The following is a 16,901-nucleotide window of genomic DNA, read 5'->3' on the forward strand; positions in this document are numbered from 1 at the left end:
TTTTGAGAAAATAATATAAAATTACTGGATAGTAATAGATCCAGAACTACTTTCGTTTTTAGTGATCTCATTCAAGCTTCCTCTTTTGATCACTCGGATATCTCCGCTGGAAGATGCGCTTGCGGTCACACTTTTACTTACGCCAATAGTAATATCTGCCGAAGAAGACGTAGCAAGAACAGCACTTTCCGCAGTGAAACCTTCAGCGTCCACATCGCCAGAAGATGATGCCTGGATATTCACACTTTCAGATTTTCCTTTGATGTCGATTCCGCCGGAAGATGAGCTTTGCATATTCAAACTTTTCGCATTGACCTCGCCTTCGTAATTTCCGCTGCTTGAGGCTTGGATATTGATATTTCCGCCATTGATGTTACCTTTTATCGTTCCAGAGCTGGAAACTTTCACATCCAGATCAGAGAAACTGAAGTTGTCTTTCAAAGAGATGCTTCCGCTGGAATTGGCTGCCAAATGGTCAAAATCTTTAGCATAAACTTTAATTTTGATTCGATCTGTAGAAATACTTTTCATAGACTCCGATTGGATTTTCACCTGTACTTTTCCGCCGTTTTGTTTCACGACAACATATTTCATCAGGTCAGAAGGTGCATAAACAATGATTTTCTCATTGTTAGATTTGAAGACTTCCGCATTCAGAGAAGTCGAAATTTCCAATTCGTCAAAATTGATGTCGTAAGTTTTCTCAATCACTTCACCTTTTCCGGAGTCAGAGATCAAGTTAGAAAACATCGCATCGTTTCCGTTGGAATTGTCACCTTTGGATTGTACACAAGAAAAATTTGCCGCAGAAGCCAAAAGGACCAGAGTTAAAAGTTGTATTTTCATAAGTATAATTTTTTATAGTTTTTGATTTTATATAACTAAGACACTTGAAAACTCGATTTCATTACATCAAAAAATTATTTTTTCTCATTCTAAATAATTTTCTAAATTTACAACATAGAAAAAATAAATATTAAAGTATGAAAAATATATTGTTTGCATTCGTATTGATAGGATTATCCGTTTCAGCATTCGCACAATCCGGTCCGCCAGCAGGCGAAGCGAAAGTAGGTGAATACTACGGCCAGGATGTTTCCGCAAAAGCTGTTAAAAAAGCTATTTCTCCAGACGAACTCAATAAAGAATTAAAAGCAACACCCAAAATCGCCAAAACTTCTGTCAAAGGAAAAGTAACTGGCGTTTGCCCTAAGAAAGGCTGTTGGGTAAGCTTGGCAACAGATTCCGGCGAAACATTCTTCGTAAAGATGAAAGATTATGCGTTCTTCGTTCCGACCGCTTTGGAGGGTAAAACCGTGATTTTGGAAGGCAGCGCAGAGAGCAAAACCACTTCGGTAAAGGAACTTCAGCATTATGCCGAAGACGCTAAAAAATCTCAGGCAGAGATAGATGCGATCACAGAACCAAAAACCGAAACCAGATTTTTAGCAAGCGCTATCAAGGTTGTAGAGTAATAAAAAATTGCTCCCTTTAGGGTTGTGGCAACAATTTAATACAAGCTTCAGATTTTTCTGAGGCTTTTTTTATTTGGGCGTATCTCTTTGTTTTGCTTTTACGTTTTAGTTTACCGAAAGACATTTTCAGCAAAGCAAAACAAAGAGACCGGGCTATCCGCTACTATCTTTTTTCGCCAACGCTTTTCCCTCACCGAAAAAAGGATATCCGCTGCTATCCCTTACGCGCTGGCGCAAGATTCACGATTTGTCATAGTTAGAAAATATTCCCAAAGAGGAAGCTTTGGCAATTGTCAAACTGCGAGATAATTCCTTTGAAACACCATCAATTCTGCTTATATTTACACTCTAAATTTTCAAAAAATGGCAGACTGGAAAATCGTCAAAGAATACGAAGATATTACCTATAAAAAATCAAATGGTGTTGCAAGAATCGCCATCAACAGACCGGAAGTCAGAAACGCTTTCCGACCAAAAACAACCTCAGAACTTTACGACGCCTTCTACGACGCTTACGAAGATTCGTCCATCGGTGTTGTATTGTTGACAGGCGAAGGTCCAAGTCCAAAAGACGGCGGTCACGCATTCTGCAGCGGCGGCGACCAGAAAGCACGTGGACATCAAGGCTACGTGGGAGAAGATGGAAGACATCGCCTTAACATTCTGGAAGTTCAGCGTCTGATTCGTTTTATGCCAAAAGCGGTGATTGCTGTGGTAAACGGTTGGGCAGTTGGTGGCGGACATTCACTTCACGTGGTTTGCGATTTGACTTTGGCAAGTGAAGAGCACGCAATTTTCAAACAAACCGATGCAGACGTTACAAGCTTCGACGGTGGTTATGGTTCTGCATATTTGGCCAAAATGGTTGGTCAGAAAAAGGCAAGAGAGATATTCTTTTTAGGAAGAAATTATTCAGCTAAAGAAGCAGAAGAGATGGGAATGGTAAACGCCGTAATTCCTCACGCAGAATTGGAAGACACCGCTTACGAATGGGCACAAGAAATCCTTGCAAAATCGCCGACTTCCATCAGAATGCTGAAATTCGCAATGAATTTAACTGACGACGGAATGGTTGGACAGCAGATTTTCGCAGGAGAAGCAACACGTTTAGCCTATATGACAGAGGAAGCGAAAGAAGGTAGAAATGCTTTCTTGGAAAAACGCAAACCAAACTTTGGTGACGACCAATGGATATCGTAGCATCAACGATAGATGATAAATGATAATTGATTTTATCTTCATTTATCATCTATCAATTATCATTTATCAATTATGAAACATTGGATACAAGCTGCGAGGCTTAGAACTTTACCACTTTCTATGAGTGGGATTATTATGGGAGCTTTCATTGCAAAATGGAGGATTTCTCAGGAAGGTGGATTTTGGGATTGGCGGATTTTTGCATTGGCACTTCTGGTCACTTTACTATATCAGGTACTTTCCAACTTTGCCAACGATTATGGCGATGGCGTGAAGGGAACCGATAAAAATAGGATAGGAGAAGCAGAGCAAAGAGCGGTTGCTTCAGGAAAAATCACAGCATCTCAAATGAGAACTGCCGTGATTCTACTTTCGATTTTATCTTTTGTAGCAACGGTTGCCTTATTGTATGTCGCCTTCTATCCGGCTTACACCAGAGAATTTTGGATATTTATCGGACTTGGAGTTGCCTCGATTTTGGCAGCAATTGGATATACTATTGGGAAAAAACCTTATGGCTATTTAGGTTTAGGCGATATTTTCGTGTTTATCTTTTTTGGATTGGTTTCGGTTTGCGGGAGTTATTTTCTGTTTACTAAATCTTTCAGTTGGGACGTCTTGTTCCCTGCAATTGCAGTTGGAATGTTGAGTATGGCGGTTCTTAACCTGAATAATATGAGAGACATTGTCAATGATGAGTTATCAGGTAAAAAAACGTTTGCTTTGAAGCTAGGTTACAAAAATGCAATGATTTACGAAATCATCTTATTGCAATTACCTATTCTTTTGATGTTGGCTTTTTTGATGTACAACGGCTTTCAGGCACAAGGGAAATATTATCCTTTCATCGTGATGATTTTGATTTTCCCATTCATCAAATTAAGGAGAAGCATAATGGCAGTCAACGAACCAAAACTATTGGACCCATTTTTGAAACAGGTCGGAATCTTAACTTTCCTGATGGCAGTTTTGACGGCTTTTGGCCTTAATTATTTTAATTAATAAATCTAAAAAAAAAATGAAAATAAAATTCCTCGGACAAAACTGTTTTTTGTTCACATACAACGGAAAAACCATTCTTGCAGACCCTTTCTACAACTATCAGAAAGAAAAATCAGGATTTGACATCACAGCTCAGAAAATCGATTATGTATTGATTACACACGCGCACGGCGACCATATTGCGGACGTGAAAGAAGTGCTTGAAAATCATCCTGACGCAACCGTAATTGGTCAGCCGGAGATTTGCGGCTATTTCAAACACACCAATAATATCGATATCAACTTCGGCGGTTCTGCCAAGATTGAAGATTTGAAGATTTCTATGGTTCCTGCATTGCACACAAGCTCTTTTCCGGACGGTTCTTACGGCGGATTGGCTTCTGGCTATATTTTCAGATTTGCTGACGGTAGAAACCTTTATTTGGCTGGAGATACTGGCGTGACGGCTGAGATGAGCTTGTTTCCACAGGTTTTCGGGAAATTGGATTTGTCGATTCTACCAGTTGGAAAACATTACACGATGTGTCCTAGAAAAGCGGCTTTCGCAGCATCAGAATTATTGAAAACGCCAAAAGTGATTGGTTGTCATTTCGATACTTTCCCACCAATTGAAATCAATCACGAAGAAGCTAAAAAGCATTTCTCTGACAAGAATATCGAATTTACATTACCAGAATTAGGACAGGAATTTGAGTTCTAAACAAAAAAAATTAAGAGATTAAGTAATTTCAAAAATTTGAATATCGCTTAATCTCTTAACTTTAAAAAATAAAAAATGGCAAGCTACCTAAATCACACCGCTACGACCAATTACCTTTGCTGCGTTCCCACCCTGGAGGATTCTCAGGAGCTGGTTGTTTAGGACTTGCCGGTGCAAAGATAGAAAAATTAAGAAAAAATAAAAAGGAAAACAGAGAAAAGAAATCAATTGGACTCTAGATTGTTGATAGTCAGTTTGAAATATTTATCTCTTTTATCAAAAATTAAAAAATTATGACAAAAAACCCTGTAACAATAGGTTTTATTTTATACGCTCTCACAATGTTGGCATTCTTCATTGTGTACTATTTCTTCGCAAACGCCAACTACTTTGAGACCACAATGCAGGTCAATGCCTTTGGGATGACGTTCTTGTATGTCTTGGCTGGTTTTGCTTCAACCTATTGGTTAAGAGTTGGTACGTTAATTACTTATCCTCAAGCTTTTAAACAAACATTTTTAACGCTTTTCACGGGCGGCGTCTTATCAATGTTTTCCATTTTTGCATTCCTGAATTATGTAGATACGGACGCACGGGATTTGCTCAATCACCAGTATATTCAGACAGAACTTGACAATCTGGACGAATCTTACGCTAAATTGAAAGTGGAAGCGGCCAATCAAAAAGACCGCACCAAAGTAAAAGACCTGGAAGAAAATTACACCGGCGCAAAACTGGCTAGGGAAGCAGCGTTGAAGGAAAACAGGAATTATTTTTCTTTCAAATTTATGTCCGCAGTTTTTGGTGGCTTTTTACTATTTTATCTACTTTTGTCTATTATCATCGCAGGGTTTTTGAAGAACAAAAAACGCTACGAGTAGAAGATTTCTGTTTTTGAAAAATCATTTATTAAATTATAATTAATCATTTATGATTTATACGTATCTTTACTGAAACAATACGTAATGACAACCAAACTTACCTTGACTGTAGAAAAGTCAGTTATTGAAAAAGCAAAAAAATACGCCAAAGGTACTCAGAGAAGTCTTTCTGAGATGGTGCAGAAGTATTTGGAAACTTTGGTAGAGAGTCCAAAAGAAGATAGTGAACTCTCTCCAAAAATAAAAAAATTGGCAGGAAGTTTGAAAATGCCGGAGGATTTTGATTATGATAAAGCTCTTGATGACTATTACAGAGAAAAATACAAACTGTAATGAAGTACTTTATTGACACAAATTTGATTCTCGATTTTTTATCTGGCAGAGAACCTTTTGCCGAAAATGCTAATGCTATTTTTAATTTTGCCTACAATAATCAAATAACACTTTTTGCATCTTCTCAATCTATTTTAACTTCGCATTACATTTTGAAAAAAGCGTTTCCAGAAGATAAAGTAAGGAAAAGTTTATCTGATATTCTTGACCTAATAGAAGTTGTTTCTGTTACTAAATCGATTTTGCAGAAAGCTCTAAAATCTAAGCACAAAGATTATGAAGATGCTGTACAAATATTTTGTGCTCATCACATCGAAAACTTGGAGGGCATTATAACAAGAGATTTGAAAGATTTTTCCACATCCGAAATTCCTGTTTTTGCACCAGACGAAGCTTTAAATCTCATTCAAAAGAAATATCTTTGACCTTTTAAAATCTACCCTTTATATCAATGAATCTCTCAATAATCATCCCATTACTCAACGAGCAAGACTCTCTGGAAGAGCTGTTCACCAGGATTGACAACGTTTGTCAGGCCAACAAGCTGTCTTACGAAGTTTGGTTCATAGATGACGGAAGCACCGACCTTTCCTGGTCCATCATCGAAAATCTGAAAATCCAACATCCGCAAATCCACGGTATCAAATTCTCCAAAAACTACGGAAAATCACAGGCACTTCACGCTGCATTCGAAAAGGTGAATGGCGATGTCATTATTACAATGGATGCTGATTTACAAGATTTTCCGGAAGAAATTCCAGAACTTTACGAAATGGTAAAAGTAGGAAATTACGACATCGTTTCCGGCTGGAAGAAGAAGCGTTTTGACAATGTGATGACCAAAAATATTCCATCAAAACTATTTAATTCTGCCGCGAGGAAAGTGTCCGGCGTTTCGCTTCACGATTTCAACTGCGGATTGAAAGCTTATAAAAAACAAGTGGTAAAATCCATCGATGTTTACGGCGATATGCACAGATATATTCCAGTTTTAGCGGCCAATGCAGGTTTCAGAAATATTACGGAAAAACCAGTTCAGCATCAGGCAAGACCTTACGGAACTTCGAAGTTTGGAACGGAAAGATTTGTTCGCGGATTTTTGGATTTGGTGACACTTTGGTTTGTGAGCAGATTTGGTGGAAGACCGATGCATTTCTTTGGCGCAGCGGGAACTTTGATGTTTATCATTGGATTTTTGTCAGCCATTTGGTTGGGGATTTCAAAACTGATTGATGTTTATATCTTCAAAGTTTACGGAAATCTGATTGCGAATAATCCTTGGTTCTTCATTGCTTTGACGATGATGATAATGGGAAGTTTGCTTTTTGTAGCTGGATTCTTAGGCGAGCTCATCATCCGAACAAATCGGGAACATAAGAATTATCATATTGAGGAATTGATTTAAACGAGATAATTTTTCTAATTTGGTAAATCAATAAACTTATGAAAAATCTATTTTATCTAATTCTAATTTTCACAGCGGTTTCCTGCGGAAAAGTAACTCCGAAAGGCGAGATTCAATCGAAAGATGTAGAATTGGCCGAGTTTTCAAAACTTGATTTAAAAGGGAAATTCCGAGTGTTTTATATTCAAAGTCCACACAATTTCGTGAATGTGGAAACTTATCCAAACGTTTTCGAAAATCTGAAAATCGAAGTTAAAGACAAAAACTTATCTATTACGGAGAAAAGTGCAACGGATAAAGTTGACTTTTATAATATTACCATCTACGGAAAAAATCCTTTTGATGATATTAAAATAGCTGATTCAGTGGAACTTAATATCTCCAGCCAGATGAAAGTTGAAAATTTTTCACTTCATTTGAAAGATAATGCTAAATTTATCGGTTCAGTGATTTCAGAAAAGTCGACCATCGAAATGCTGAATAAAAGTAGAGCTAACTTGTTGGGAAAAACAACTTTAGCAAAACTTAACATCAGAGATACAGCGAGCATTATTTCGCCGTATTGGTACATCAAAGATTTGGAAATCGAGTCCCAAAATGGAAATTATGCAGAACTGAATGTGGATGAGGAAATCAAAGGTAAAATCGGAAATACTTCAAAATTGATTTATTACGGAAATCCTTCGAAAAAATTGAAAGTCACTGAGAAAGCGATCATTGAGAACAAGAAAATTAATTAACTAAACTACAAACTAAAAAATAAATGTCAGATACAACACCAACTTTAGATAAAGCAAAACTTTGGCTTTCCGAAACATTTGACGAAGAAACCAGAAAAAAAGTTCAAACTTTGATCGATTCCGAATCTCCAGATCTGGAAGATTCTTTCTACAGAGAATTAGAATTCGGAACTGGCGGAATGCGCGGCATAATGGGCGTTGGGACCAATCGTCTGAATAAATATACATTAGGACAAGCGACTCAAGGATTGGCTAATTATCTTCATCAGCAATTTTCTGGCGAGGAAATCAAGGTGGCGATTGCTTATGATGTGAGACATAATTCTAAGGAATTCGGGAAAGTGGTAGCTGATGTGTTGACGGCTAACGGAATCAAGGTATTGTTGTTCAAAGATCACCGTCCAACGCCGGAATTGTCTTTCACCGTTCGTGACAAAAAATGTAACGCTGGGATCGTTTTGACGGCTTCTCATAATCCACCTGAATATAATGGTTATAAGGTTTATTGGAATGACGGTGCGCAAATCGTTCCGCCAGATGACGAAAATATCATCAGAGAAGTTTATGCAACCAAATTCGAAAATATCAAGTTTGATGGAAACGATGATTTGATAGAGTGGATCGGTGAAGATCAAGATGATGTTTACGTTGATGCTTGTATGGAAAACTCTCTATATCAGAATGTTGGTAGAGATAATCTGAATATCGTTTTCACATCCATCCACGGTACAACCTACACAACTGTTCCAAAAGCACTGAAGAAAGCTGGATTTACAAAAGTGGATTTGGTGCAGGAGCAAATGATTCCAAGCGGAAACTTTCCAACTGTTGCTTCCCCGAATCCAGAAGAGCCAGCAGCACTTTCTATGGCGATGGACCTTGCGGAAATCACCAATGCTGATATCTTGATCGGAACAGATCCAGACGGCGACAGACTGGGAATTGCAGTGAGAAATCTTGAAGGCGAAATTCAATTGTTGAATGGAAATCAATGTAATACAATTCTTACATATTATATATTAGATCAATGGAAAAAAGCGGGGAAAATTACCGGAAAAGAATTCATTGGTTCTACGATTGTGACGTCTGATATTTTCTTTGATGTTGCTGAGAAATTCGGTGTTGACTGCAAAGTTGGATTGACCGGTTTCAAATGGATCGGGAAAATGATCCGTGATTTTGAAGGCCAGGAAAAGTTCATTTGCGGTGGCGAAGAGAGTTTCGGATTTATGACCGGAGATTTCGTGAGAGATAAGGATTCTTGCGGTTCTATCTTGACAGCTTGTGAGATCGCGGCTTGGTGTAAAGCCAATGGAACGACAGTCTATCAATATATGATTGATATTTACAAGGAAGTTGGATTCTACTATGAAGGCTTGATCAACGTAGTGAGAAAAGGAAGAAGTGGTGCAGAAGAGATCCAGGAAATGATGAAGAACTTCCGCGAAAATCCTCCAAAAGAAATCGCTGGTTCTCCTGTGGAAGAAGTAAAAGATTTCAAAGAGCAAACTTGTTTTGTGGTTTCCAAAAACGAGAAAAAGGTTATGGATGACATTCCAAAATCTAACGTTTTGATCTATTATACCCAAGATGGAACCAAGGTTTGCGTGCGTCCTTCTGGAACTGAGCCGAAGATCAAATTCTATGTTTCTGTGAAAGATTCTATAACTTCTGAGCAAGATTTCGTAGAAAAGCTTCCTAAGTTGGAAGAGAAGATCAATAAAGTAAAACAGGATCTCAACCTGTAATTGAAAATTTTATTTGAATTAAATATAATCTAAAATATTTTAATGGAAAAGTTCTCAATTGTTAAAGTCATTTAATTTTTGGGAACTTTTTTTATTGTAAGTTGAATTACTCAGCTACATTTAAGACCTTTGTAAAACTATAAAAAGAATAAAATCAGATCCTAAATCTGAATAATAACATCTAAAATCAATAAAGTGAAAGTATCAAAACTCGCATCTAACCTCATTGGTTCAGAGATCATCAAAATCGGAAATGAAGTGAATGACCTGAAAGCGAAAGGTGCACAAATCTCAAACCTTACCATCGGCGATCTTAATTCCAACATCTATCCAATTCCTCAGGAGTTGAAAGACGGAATCCAGAGAGCTTATAAGAATAATCTTACCAATTACCCACCAGCAAACGGTTTGCAATCTCTGAGAGCTTCCGTGAGCAATGATCTTAAAAAACGTTGGAATCTGGATTATTCTGCCAATGATATTTTGATCACAGCTGGTTCAAGACCTTTGATATACGCCGTTTTCAAAACAATTGTGGACGAAGGTGACAAAGTGATCTACCCAATTCCTTCTTGGAACAACAACCATTATGCTTATTTGACAAGTGCTAATGCAGTTGAAGTCCAGACTCAGGAATCCAATAATTTCTTGCCAACAGCCGACGATTTGAGACCACATTTGGAAGGTGCAGTTCTGCTTTGTCTTTGTTCTCCACTGAATCCGACTGGAACGATGTTCACAAAAGAACAGTTATCTGACATATGTGAATTGGTTTTGGAAGAAAATAAAAGAAGAGGTGAGAACGAGAAACCACTTTATTTGATGTACGATCAGATCTATGCGATGCTGACTTTTGGTTCAGATCATCACGATCCGGTAAGTCTTTTCCCAGAAATGAAAGATTACACGATCTATGTTGATGGAACATCTAAATGTTTCGCAGCGACTGGCGTTAGAGTTGGTTGGGGATTCGGGCCAAGTTTGGTGATTGATAAAATGAAAGCTTTGCTAACTCACGTAGGCGCTTGGGCACCGAAACCAGAGCAGGAAGCTGTTGCTGAGTTCTTGGCTGACGATTCTGCTGTTGACAATTTCTTAGAAGATTACAAAGGAAAACTTAATAACAGTTTGAAAGAACTTCACGCTGGAATCCAGGAATTGAAAAATAATGGTTTTGCAGTTGAAAGCATTTCACCAATGGGTGCACTTTATTTGACCATTAAATTGGATTACCTCGGGAAAACTGCGCCAGACGGTAAATTAATCGAAAATTCTACAGACCTTGTTTTCTATTTGATCAATAATGCAGGAATGGCTTTGGTTCCGTTCTCCGCATTTGGAAATGACAAATCTGTGCCTTGGTTTAGAGCATCAATAGGCGGTTGTTCGCTAGATGATATCAAAGATTGCCTTCCTAAATTGAAAAAAGCGCTTGAAAATTTGAAATAATTGGAAAAAATTCGTTTTTGATTTGGAAAAATTTCTATCTTTGTGGAAAGGAAAAAGAAATGGCAACAAATAAAGAACAACGCGATTCCAGCAAAAATAGAGTAGAAGAGCCAGTAGCCGCTTACGGAGCAGTCACTTCTGTGTTCAATAGATTTGCAATAAAAGATGACTACAAGCTGTTGAAAAAAGCAAGAGAAGGCTTGAAAACAGATGTATTCTATTCACTTGCTGATGCCATCAAGATGCCAGAGAAAGCTTTGGCATCTGTCATCAATCTTTCTCCAAGGACCATCAGCAATTACAGAGATCAGGAAAAAGGCTTGGACCCGATCTACAGCGAGCATCTATTAAAATTGATCAATCTTTATAGTTTTGGAAAGGAGATCTTTGGAAATCTGGATGAGTTTACCCTATGGATGAACCGTCCTTTTTGGAATTCCAATGATAAGCCGATAGATTTTATTTCCACTTCTGGAGGTGTAGATCTGATCTACGAAGAGATAGAAAAACTAGCCCAAGGTTATCCTGTATAATGCTCGTTTACAGAATCGTACACAAAAGATATGCGGACTCTCTCTTTGCGAGTGGCTTGGAAGGAAGATGGAACTCCGAAGGTAAAAAAGTACTTTACACAGCCGAAAGTATTTCTCTTGCCTATCTGGAAACATTGGCGCATCGGAAAGGATTGGGATTCAATAAGGACTTTAGGATTATGGTCATTAAGATTCCTATCAATACAGAAATTCAAACGGTTGAATCCTCCGATTTGTCAAAAAGTTGGCGGGATTTTAGGAATTATTCTGATTGTCAAAAGATTGGAAATGCTTGGTTTGATGCTGATGAAAAGCTTTGTTTAAAAGTTCCTTCTGCGGTCGTTCCCGAAAATTGGAATGTCGTCATCAATACCTTTCATAAAGATTTTAAAAAAGTAAAATTAATTGACGTTCTCGACTTTGAACCTGACGATAGATTGGAACAAATTATAAAACAGTACAAATAATGAAAGTTATCGCAGTCATTCCTGCCCGTTACAATTCCACCAGATTTCCTGGCAAAATGATGGAAATTTTGGGTAATAGAACTATTATTACAACAACGTATCAAAATGTTGTTGAGACTGGTTTGTTTGATGAAGTCTTCGTGGCTACAGATTCCGAAATTATTTTTGATGAAATTTCCAAAAACGGCGGAAAAGCCGTAATGACAGGCGAACACGAAACTGGAAGTGATAGAATTGCCGAAGCTGTTCGAAACATCGATTGTGATATTGTCATCAATGTTCAGGGTGATGAACCTTTTCTCAAGAAAGAACCTTTGAAGCAATTGATAGACGTTTTTGCCAAGGACGAAAAGAAAGAGATTTCGTTGGCATCATTAAAAATTCAATTGAAAGAATCTGAGGAAATTCAGAATCCTAATAATGTGAAAGTGATTACTGATAATAATGGTTTTGCCCTGTATTTCAGCCGTTCTGTGATTCCTTTTCATAGGGAATTATCGTACAATGTCAAGTATTACAAACATATTGGCGTCTATGCTTTTAGGAAGGAAGCTTTGCTTAAGTTTTCGTCTCTGGAAATGACACCTATGGAAATTTCGGAAAAATTAGAGCAATTGCGTTATTTGGAAAATGGGATGAAAATTAGAATGATAGAAACGGATTTCGTAGGAATTGGAATCGATACGCCGGAGGATCTGGAAAAAGCAAAAATGCTACTCTAACTGATTAATATCTTTTTTAGCACTTTTTAATATTTCCACAGAATCGATAACTTAATAAAAATCCTATCTTTGGATTCTTAAAAATTCTGAATGAAAAAAATAATTCTCATATTCTCCATTATATTTTCCATTTTCATTTCTGCCCAAACGGCTACAGAAATTATCGACAAAAACATCGAGAATTCTGGTGGCCTTACCAATTGGAAACTTCTGAACACGGTTCAAATCCAAGGAAGAGTTACACTTGGCGTGAATGACGAGTATCCTATTAAAATCTATCAGCAACGTCCCAATCTCAGCAAAACTGCAATGGTTGTTGGCGGAAAAGAAACGCCCGTTGAAGGTTATGATGGCAAGAATGGATATGCGATGAATTATGCACAAAACAAGCTTCAGCAGTACAATGATTACATTCCAGAAAACTTCGACAACGATTTTATCGATTGGGAAAACAAAGGTTTTGAAGCTAAATTTCTTGGGAAAGAAAAAATTAACGACCAACTTTATTTCAAAGTCGAATTGACGAAGAATGTCAACAAAACAATTTATTATTTTGATGTCAGAAATTATATGTTGTTTCGTGAGATCAAAAAAGATGAGATCCTGACCTATTCTGATTATAAAAAAGTAGGACAATTGCTAATGCCTTACAGAATCGAATCGTCTTCACCTAAAAAAGATAGCGATTACGTAATGACAATCAATAAGATAGAAGTCAACAAAGAATTACCGAAAAATACTTTTAAGTTTTAAAATTATATGGAAGCTGAGGAAATCCGAGAATATTGCTTAAGTAAAAAAGCAGTGACGGAAAGTTTTCCCTTTGACCTGGAAACCTTGGTGTTCAAAGTTGGTGGGAAGATGTTTCTTTTGATTTCCTTGGAACAACAGCCGGCAACATTCTCTGCCAAAGCTGATCCTGAATGGAGCGAGGAATTACGGGAAGAATTTTCTCAGATCAACGGTGCTTACCATATGAACAAGACGCATTGGAATTCAGTGGTTTGTGAAGGATTAAAGCAGGATTTGATTTTTCAATTGATTGACCATTCTTATGATTTGGTCTTCAAATCTTTGACGAAGAAAATCAGAGAAGAAATCAACAATTCTTAAAACTGAAATTCCTCAGTCAATCTTTTATCCAGATTCAACTTTTCAATAAGTTTCTCCAAACCTTCAAATTCAATCTCGTCGTGAAGATAATCCCTGAATTTTACAGTGATCTCTTTATCATAGATATCTTGGTCGAAATCCAAAATATAAACTTCCGTATGTAAAGTCTGATTTTCATTATCAACGGTTGGATTCGTTCCGATGCTCAGCATTCCTTTGTAGAAAGTCTTGTCAATCCAAACTTCTACGATATAAGCGCCACTTTTCGGTAACAATTTATTAATCGGAACATCGATATTCGCCGTTGGATAACCGATCGTTCTACCCAATTTTTTTCCGTGAATCACTTTTCCGGTCAAAGGATAATTGTAACCCAACATTTCGTTCGCATCCTTGATTCTACTTTCTGACAAAGCGATTCTGATTTTTGTAGAACTAATGTTCAAATCATTCTGCTGAACTGCTTCCAATTGATTCACTTTAAAATCTAGTTCGCTGGATAAAGATTTCAATAATTCAAAATTTCCGCTTTTATTTTTTCCGAAAGTATGGTCGTGACCGATGATGATGTGCTTTACATTCAGTTTGTCAACCAAAACCTGTTCACAGAATTCGATTCCCGTAAGATTTCTGAACTCTTCATCAAAAGTTTTAAGGAAAATATTTTGGATTCCACTTTTTTCGAGCAATTCGAGCTTTTCTTCCAACGTGTTGAGCATTTTTACATCATCATTCGGATTGAGGAATTTTCTTGGATGTGGCCAGAAACTTAGAATGGCTGATTCCAAATCTTCATTTTTGGCGATTTCATTCAATGTATTAATAATATATAAATGCCCAAGATGAACGCCGTCAAACATTCCTAAAGATAATGCCAGTGGGGTTTTGGAGTGGTATTCGTTGAAATCGGTGATGATTTTCAAATGTTGAAATTTTTTGACAAAAAGTGATGCGTTTTGTCCGGCTAAAAATACACCTAAAAATGGTGTTGTCAATTGTTATGCAAATATGATAAAAATCTTTTTTTCTGACAATGCAGATATACAAAGTTTTATTATCTTTGCGCACAAGTAAAAATTTAGTAATGGCAAACCAAATTAAAGGAAAAATTTCACAAATTATTGGACCAGTTATCGATGTGGTCTTTAATGAAGTTGAACAATTACCAAACATATATGACGCTCTGGAAATCATCAAAAGCAACGGAGAAAAAGTTGTTTTGGAGGTTGAACAGCACATTGGCGAGGACGTTGTAAGATGTATCGCAATGGATGCTACAGACGGTCTTCAAAGAGGACAGGAAGTTCTTGGAACAGGTCAGCAGATCACAATGCCAGTAGGAGACGGCGTAAATGGACGTCTTTTCAACGTAGTAGGTGACGCGATCGACGGACTTCAGAACTTGTCCAAAGAAGGAGGTTTGCCAATCCACAGACCAGCACCAAAATTTGACCAGTTGACAACTTCAGCAGAAGTTCTTTTCACAGGTATCAAAGTAATCGATCTTATCGAGCCTTATGCAAAAGGAGGTAAAATTGGATTGTTTGGTGGAGCAGGTGTTGGAAAAACAGTATTGATTCAGGAATTAATTAATAATATCGCAAAAGGTCACGGTGGACTTTCCGTATTCGCAGGAGTAGGGGAAAGAACAAGAGAAGGAAATGACCTTTTGAGAGAGATGCTAGAGTCAGGCATTATCAAATACGGAGACGAGTTCATGCACTCTATGGAAAATGGAGGTTGGGATCTTTCCAAAGTTGATCTAGAAGAAATGAAAGATTCAAAAGCAGCTTTCGTTTTCGGACAGATGAACGAACCACCAGGAGCAAGAGCTAGAGTAGCACTTTCTGGTTTGACATTGGCAGAATATTACAGAGATGGTGGCGAAACTGGACAAGGTCGAGATGTATTGTTCTTCGTAGATAACATCTTCCGTTTTACACAGGCTGGTTCTGAGGTGTCTGCACTTCTTGGACGTATGCCTTCAGCGGTAGGTTATCAGCCGACATTGGCATCTGAGATGGGTGCGATGCAGGAGAGAATTACTTCTACAAAAAATGGTTCCATTACTTCAGTACAAGCGGTTTACGTACCTGCGGATGATTTAACGGATCCAGCTCCAGCGACAACATTTGCTCACTTGGATGCAACAACAGTATTGGATAGAAAAATTGCTTCACTTGGTATTTACCCAGCGGTAGATCCATTGGCTTCTACGTCAAGAATCTTGGCGCCTGAGATCATTGGTGAAGAACATTATAATTGTGCTCAGAGAGTGAAAGAAATTCTTCAGAGATACAAAGCGTTGCAAGATATCATTGCGATCCTTGGTATGGAAGAACTTTCTGAGGAAGACAAATTGGTAGTTTACAGAGCTAGAAAAGTTCAGAGATTCTTGTCTCAGCCTTTCCACGTTGCTGAGCAGTTTACAGGTCTTAAAGGATCATTGGTAGACATCAAAGACACCATCAAAGGATTCAATATGATCATCGATGGAGAATTGGATCAGTATCCAGAGTCTGCTTTCAACTTGAAAGGAACTATCGAAGAAGCTATCGCAGCAGGACAAAAATTGTTAGCAGAGAACGCTTAACAAAGGACTAGAGACTTTTAGATGAGAGATGATAGACTTTTTTATTTGGTCTCATATCTCATATCTCTCAATCTTTTAATCTAATTTAAAATGAATATAAAAATTTTAACTCCGGAATTTGTGATCTTTGAAGGCGAAGTAGAATCAGTTCTTCTTCCTGGAAAAAGCGGGCAATTCCAAATCTTTAAAAATCACGCGGCAATCGTTTCTGCTTTGGTTGGTGGAAAAGTAAAGATCTATACTGACAAAGTCAATGGTTCTTTCGAAAAATATTTGACCAAAGAAACAGAAGCAAAAAGCGCTTACTCTTACGAGATCAAAAGTGGTGTTTTAGAATTCAACAATGATAAAGGAATTATTCTTTGCGAGTAATCATCCAATTCATATAGATCAAAATCCCGAAAAGCAATTTTCGGGATTTTTTTGTTTTAAGTTTTAAAATTTGATTAATGTAGAAAGAGAAAAAGTTTTGAAATTATTTGGGCAGCTTTATCCGCCTTCGGTTCCCAATCTTTTTGCCGGCGCTTTTCCAGCTACAAA

20 protein-coding genes and 1 other RNA gene are annotated in these 16,901 nt (G+C 37.5%); 18 read left to right on the top strand and 3 right to left on the bottom strand.

The window, feature by feature from the left end; all coding sequences use genetic code 11:
• Positions 1–21: 21 nt before the first annotated feature.
• On the bottom strand, positions 22–846 hold the full coding sequence (locus tag BMW39_RS18350) for a GIN domain-containing protein (protein ID WP_051880084.1): 825 nt from the start codon (positions 844–846) through the stop codon (positions 22–24).
• Positions 847–983: 137 nt separating this feature from the next.
• Here BMW39_RS18350 and BMW39_RS18355 point away from each other — a divergent pair, with 137 nt between their 5' ends.
• From BMW39_RS18355 to BMW39_RS18370, 4 genes are all read left to right on the top strand, one after another.
• Complete coding sequence (locus tag BMW39_RS18355) at positions 984–1,475, top strand: DUF4920 domain-containing protein (protein WP_034979242.1); 492 nt, start codon at positions 984–986, stop codon at positions 1,473–1,475.
• 363 nt (positions 1,476–1,838) lie between these two features.
• Positions 1,839–2,675, top strand: coding sequence for a 1,4-dihydroxy-2-naphthoyl-CoA synthase (locus BMW39_RS18360; RefSeq protein ID WP_034979240.1), 837 nt, complete (start codon positions 1,839–1,841; stop codon positions 2,673–2,675).
• A 72-nt stretch (positions 2,676–2,747) separates the two neighbouring features.
• Entirely contained in the window at positions 2,748–3,677 is a 930-nt protein-coding gene (gene menA / locus BMW39_RS18365; RefSeq protein ID WP_034979237.1) for a 1,4-dihydroxy-2-naphthoate octaprenyltransferase, read from the top strand.
• A 16-nt stretch (positions 3,678–3,693) separates the two neighbouring features.
• Complete coding sequence (locus BMW39_RS18370) at positions 3,694–4,377, top strand: metal-dependent hydrolase (RefSeq protein WP_034979234.1); 684 nt, start codon at positions 3,694–3,696, stop codon at positions 4,375–4,377.
• Between the two features lie 73 nt (positions 4,378–4,450).
• Here BMW39_RS18370 and ffs read toward each other — a convergent pair.
• Positions 4,451–4,548, bottom strand: an RNA gene (ffs, locus tag BMW39_RS18375) — signal recognition particle sRNA small type.
• Between the two features lie 122 nt (positions 4,549–4,670).
• On the opposite strand from ffs, the gene BMW39_RS18380 reads away from it, so the two are divergent.
• The 12 genes from BMW39_RS18380 (at position 4,671) to BMW39_RS18435 (ending at position 13,768) form a co-directional block, all read left to right on the top strand.
• Complete coding sequence (locus BMW39_RS18380; RefSeq protein ID WP_034979231.1) at positions 4,671–5,258, top strand: DUF4199 family protein; 588 nt, start codon at positions 4,671–4,673, stop codon at positions 5,256–5,258.
• A gap of 84 nt (positions 5,259–5,342) precedes the next feature.
• A complete protein-coding gene (locus BMW39_RS18385; RefSeq protein ID WP_034979228.1) occupies positions 5,343–5,591 on the top strand; it encodes a DUF6364 family protein in 249 nt (82 codons plus the stop codon).
• Entirely contained in the window at positions 5,591–6,016 is a 426-nt protein-coding gene (locus BMW39_RS18390; protein ID WP_034979225.1) for a type II toxin-antitoxin system VapC family toxin, read from the top strand. The genes BMW39_RS18385 and BMW39_RS18390 overlap by 1 nt, the downstream gene beginning before the upstream one ends.
• 26 nt (positions 6,017–6,042) lie before the next feature.
• Positions 6,043–6,996, top strand: a complete 954-nt coding sequence (locus BMW39_RS18395) for a glycosyltransferase family 2 protein (RefSeq protein WP_034979222.1) — start codon at positions 6,043–6,045, stop codon at positions 6,994–6,996.
• Between the two features lie 38 nt (positions 6,997–7,034).
• Entirely contained in the window at positions 7,035–7,736 is a 702-nt protein-coding gene (locus tag BMW39_RS18400) for a GIN domain-containing protein (protein WP_034979219.1), read from the top strand.
• Between the two features lie 23 nt (positions 7,737–7,759).
• The gene (locus BMW39_RS18405; protein WP_034979217.1) at positions 7,760–9,484 is read left to right on the top strand and encodes a phospho-sugar mutase; all 1,725 of its coding nucleotides are present in this window, start codon (positions 7,760–7,762) and stop codon (positions 9,482–9,484) included.
• Positions 9,485–9,679: 195 nt separating this feature from the next.
• A complete protein-coding gene (locus BMW39_RS18410) occupies positions 9,680–10,933 on the top strand; it encodes a pyridoxal phosphate-dependent aminotransferase (protein ID WP_034979214.1) in 1,254 nt (417 codons plus the stop codon).
• Positions 10,934–10,992: 59 nt separating this feature from the next.
• A complete protein-coding gene (locus BMW39_RS18415; RefSeq protein WP_034979422.1) occupies positions 10,993–11,466 on the top strand; it encodes an antitoxin Xre-like helix-turn-helix domain-containing protein in 474 nt (157 codons plus the stop codon).
• Positions 11,466–11,933 carry an RES family NAD+ phosphorylase gene (locus BMW39_RS18420; protein ID WP_034979211.1) on the top strand — a complete coding sequence of 156 codons (468 nt, stop codon included), beginning with the start codon at positions 11,466–11,468 and terminating at the stop codon, positions 11,931–11,933. Before BMW39_RS18415 ends, BMW39_RS18420 begins: the two co-directional genes overlap by 1 nt.
• The gene (gene kdsB, locus BMW39_RS18425) at positions 11,933–12,655 is read left to right on the top strand and encodes a 3-deoxy-manno-octulosonate cytidylyltransferase (protein WP_034979208.1); all 723 of its coding nucleotides are present in this window, start codon (positions 11,933–11,935) and stop codon (positions 12,653–12,655) included. Before BMW39_RS18420 ends, kdsB begins: the two co-directional genes overlap by 1 nt.
• Positions 12,656–12,745: 90 nt before the next feature.
• Positions 12,746–13,408 (top strand): LolA-like protein, encoded by a 663-nt coding sequence (locus tag BMW39_RS18430; RefSeq protein WP_034979205.1) that lies wholly within the window; start codon positions 12,746–12,748, stop codon positions 13,406–13,408.
• Between the two features lie 6 nt (positions 13,409–13,414).
• Positions 13,415–13,768: an MmcQ/YjbR family DNA-binding protein gene (locus BMW39_RS18435; RefSeq protein ID WP_034979202.1), complete on the top strand. Its 354-nt coding sequence runs from the start codon at positions 13,415–13,417 to the stop codon at positions 13,766–13,768.
• Here BMW39_RS18435 and BMW39_RS18440 read toward each other — a convergent pair.
• Complete coding sequence (locus BMW39_RS18440; protein WP_034979418.1) at positions 13,765–14,691, bottom strand: bifunctional riboflavin kinase/FAD synthetase; 927 nt, start codon at positions 14,689–14,691, stop codon at positions 13,765–13,767. The two genes, BMW39_RS18435 and BMW39_RS18440, sit on opposite strands and share 4 nt — an antisense overlap.
• A 161-nt stretch (positions 14,692–14,852) precedes the next feature.
• On the opposite strand from BMW39_RS18440, the gene atpD reads away from it, so the two are divergent.
• Entirely contained in the window at positions 14,853–16,361 is a 1,509-nt protein-coding gene (atpD, locus tag BMW39_RS18445) for a F0F1 ATP synthase subunit beta (protein WP_034979200.1), read from the top strand.
• A 90-nt stretch (positions 16,362–16,451) separates the two neighbouring features.
• Entirely contained in the window at positions 16,452–16,733 is a 282-nt protein-coding gene (locus BMW39_RS18450; protein ID WP_034968462.1) for a FoF1 ATP synthase subunit delta/epsilon, read from the top strand.
• Positions 16,734–16,901 lie beyond the last annotated feature (168 nt).

This window comes from Epilithonimonas lactis, assembly GCF_900110605.1.
GTDB classification, from domain to species: Bacteria; Bacteroidota; Bacteroidia; order Flavobacteriales; family Weeksellaceae; genus Epilithonimonas; species Epilithonimonas lactis.

Bases quoted from the DNA above. Each gene is read 5' to 3' on its own strand.
- BMW39_RS18430 (WP_034979205.1), top strand. From the start codon at position 12,746: ATGAAAAAAATAATTCTCATATTCTCCATTATATTTTCCATTTTCATT.
- kdsB (WP_034979208.1), top strand. From the start codon at position 11,933: ATGAAAGTTATCGCAGTCATTCCTGCCCGTTACAATTCCACCAGATTT.
- BMW39_RS18405 (WP_034979217.1), top strand. From the start codon at position 7,760: ATGTCAGATACAACACCAACTTTAGATAAAGCAAAACTTTGGCTTTCC.
- BMW39_RS18390 (WP_034979225.1), top strand. From the start codon at position 5,591: ATGAAGTACTTTATTGACACAAATTTGATTCTCGATTTTTTATCTGGC.
- BMW39_RS18395 (WP_034979222.1), top strand. From the start codon at position 6,043: ATGAATCTCTCAATAATCATCCCATTACTCAACGAGCAAGACTCTCTG.
- BMW39_RS18450 (WP_034968462.1), top strand. From the start codon at position 16,452: ATGAATATAAAAATTTTAACTCCGGAATTTGTGATCTTTGAAGGCGAA.
- BMW39_RS18370 (WP_034979234.1), top strand. From the start codon at position 3,694: ATGAAAATAAAATTCCTCGGACAAAACTGTTTTTTGTTCACATACAAC.
- BMW39_RS18380 (WP_034979231.1), top strand. From the start codon at position 4,671: ATGACAAAAAACCCTGTAACAATAGGTTTTATTTTATACGCTCTCACA.
- BMW39_RS18420 (WP_034979211.1), top strand. From the start codon at position 11,466: ATGCTCGTTTACAGAATCGTACACAAAAGATATGCGGACTCTCTCTTT.
- atpD (WP_034979200.1), top strand. From the start codon at position 14,853: ATGGCAAACCAAATTAAAGGAAAAATTTCACAAATTATTGGACCAGTT.
- BMW39_RS18415 (WP_034979422.1), top strand. From the start codon at position 10,993: ATGGCAACAAATAAAGAACAACGCGATTCCAGCAAAAATAGAGTAGAA.
- BMW39_RS18385 (WP_034979228.1), top strand. From the start codon at position 5,343: ATGACAACCAAACTTACCTTGACTGTAGAAAAGTCAGTTATTGAAAAA.
- BMW39_RS18400 (WP_034979219.1), top strand. From the start codon at position 7,035: ATGAAAAATCTATTTTATCTAATTCTAATTTTCACAGCGGTTTCCTGC.
- BMW39_RS18355 (WP_034979242.1), top strand. From the start codon at position 984: ATGAAAAATATATTGTTTGCATTCGTATTGATAGGATTATCCGTTTCA.
- BMW39_RS18360 (WP_034979240.1), top strand. From the start codon at position 1,839: ATGGCAGACTGGAAAATCGTCAAAGAATACGAAGATATTACCTATAAA.
- BMW39_RS18435 (WP_034979202.1), top strand. From the start codon at position 13,415: ATGGAAGCTGAGGAAATCCGAGAATATTGCTTAAGTAAAAAAGCAGTG.
- menA (WP_034979237.1), top strand. From the start codon at position 2,748: ATGAAACATTGGATACAAGCTGCGAGGCTTAGAACTTTACCACTTTCT.
- BMW39_RS18350 (WP_051880084.1), bottom strand. From the start codon at position 846: ATGAAAATACAACTTTTAACTCTGGTCCTTTTGGCTTCTGCGGCAAAT.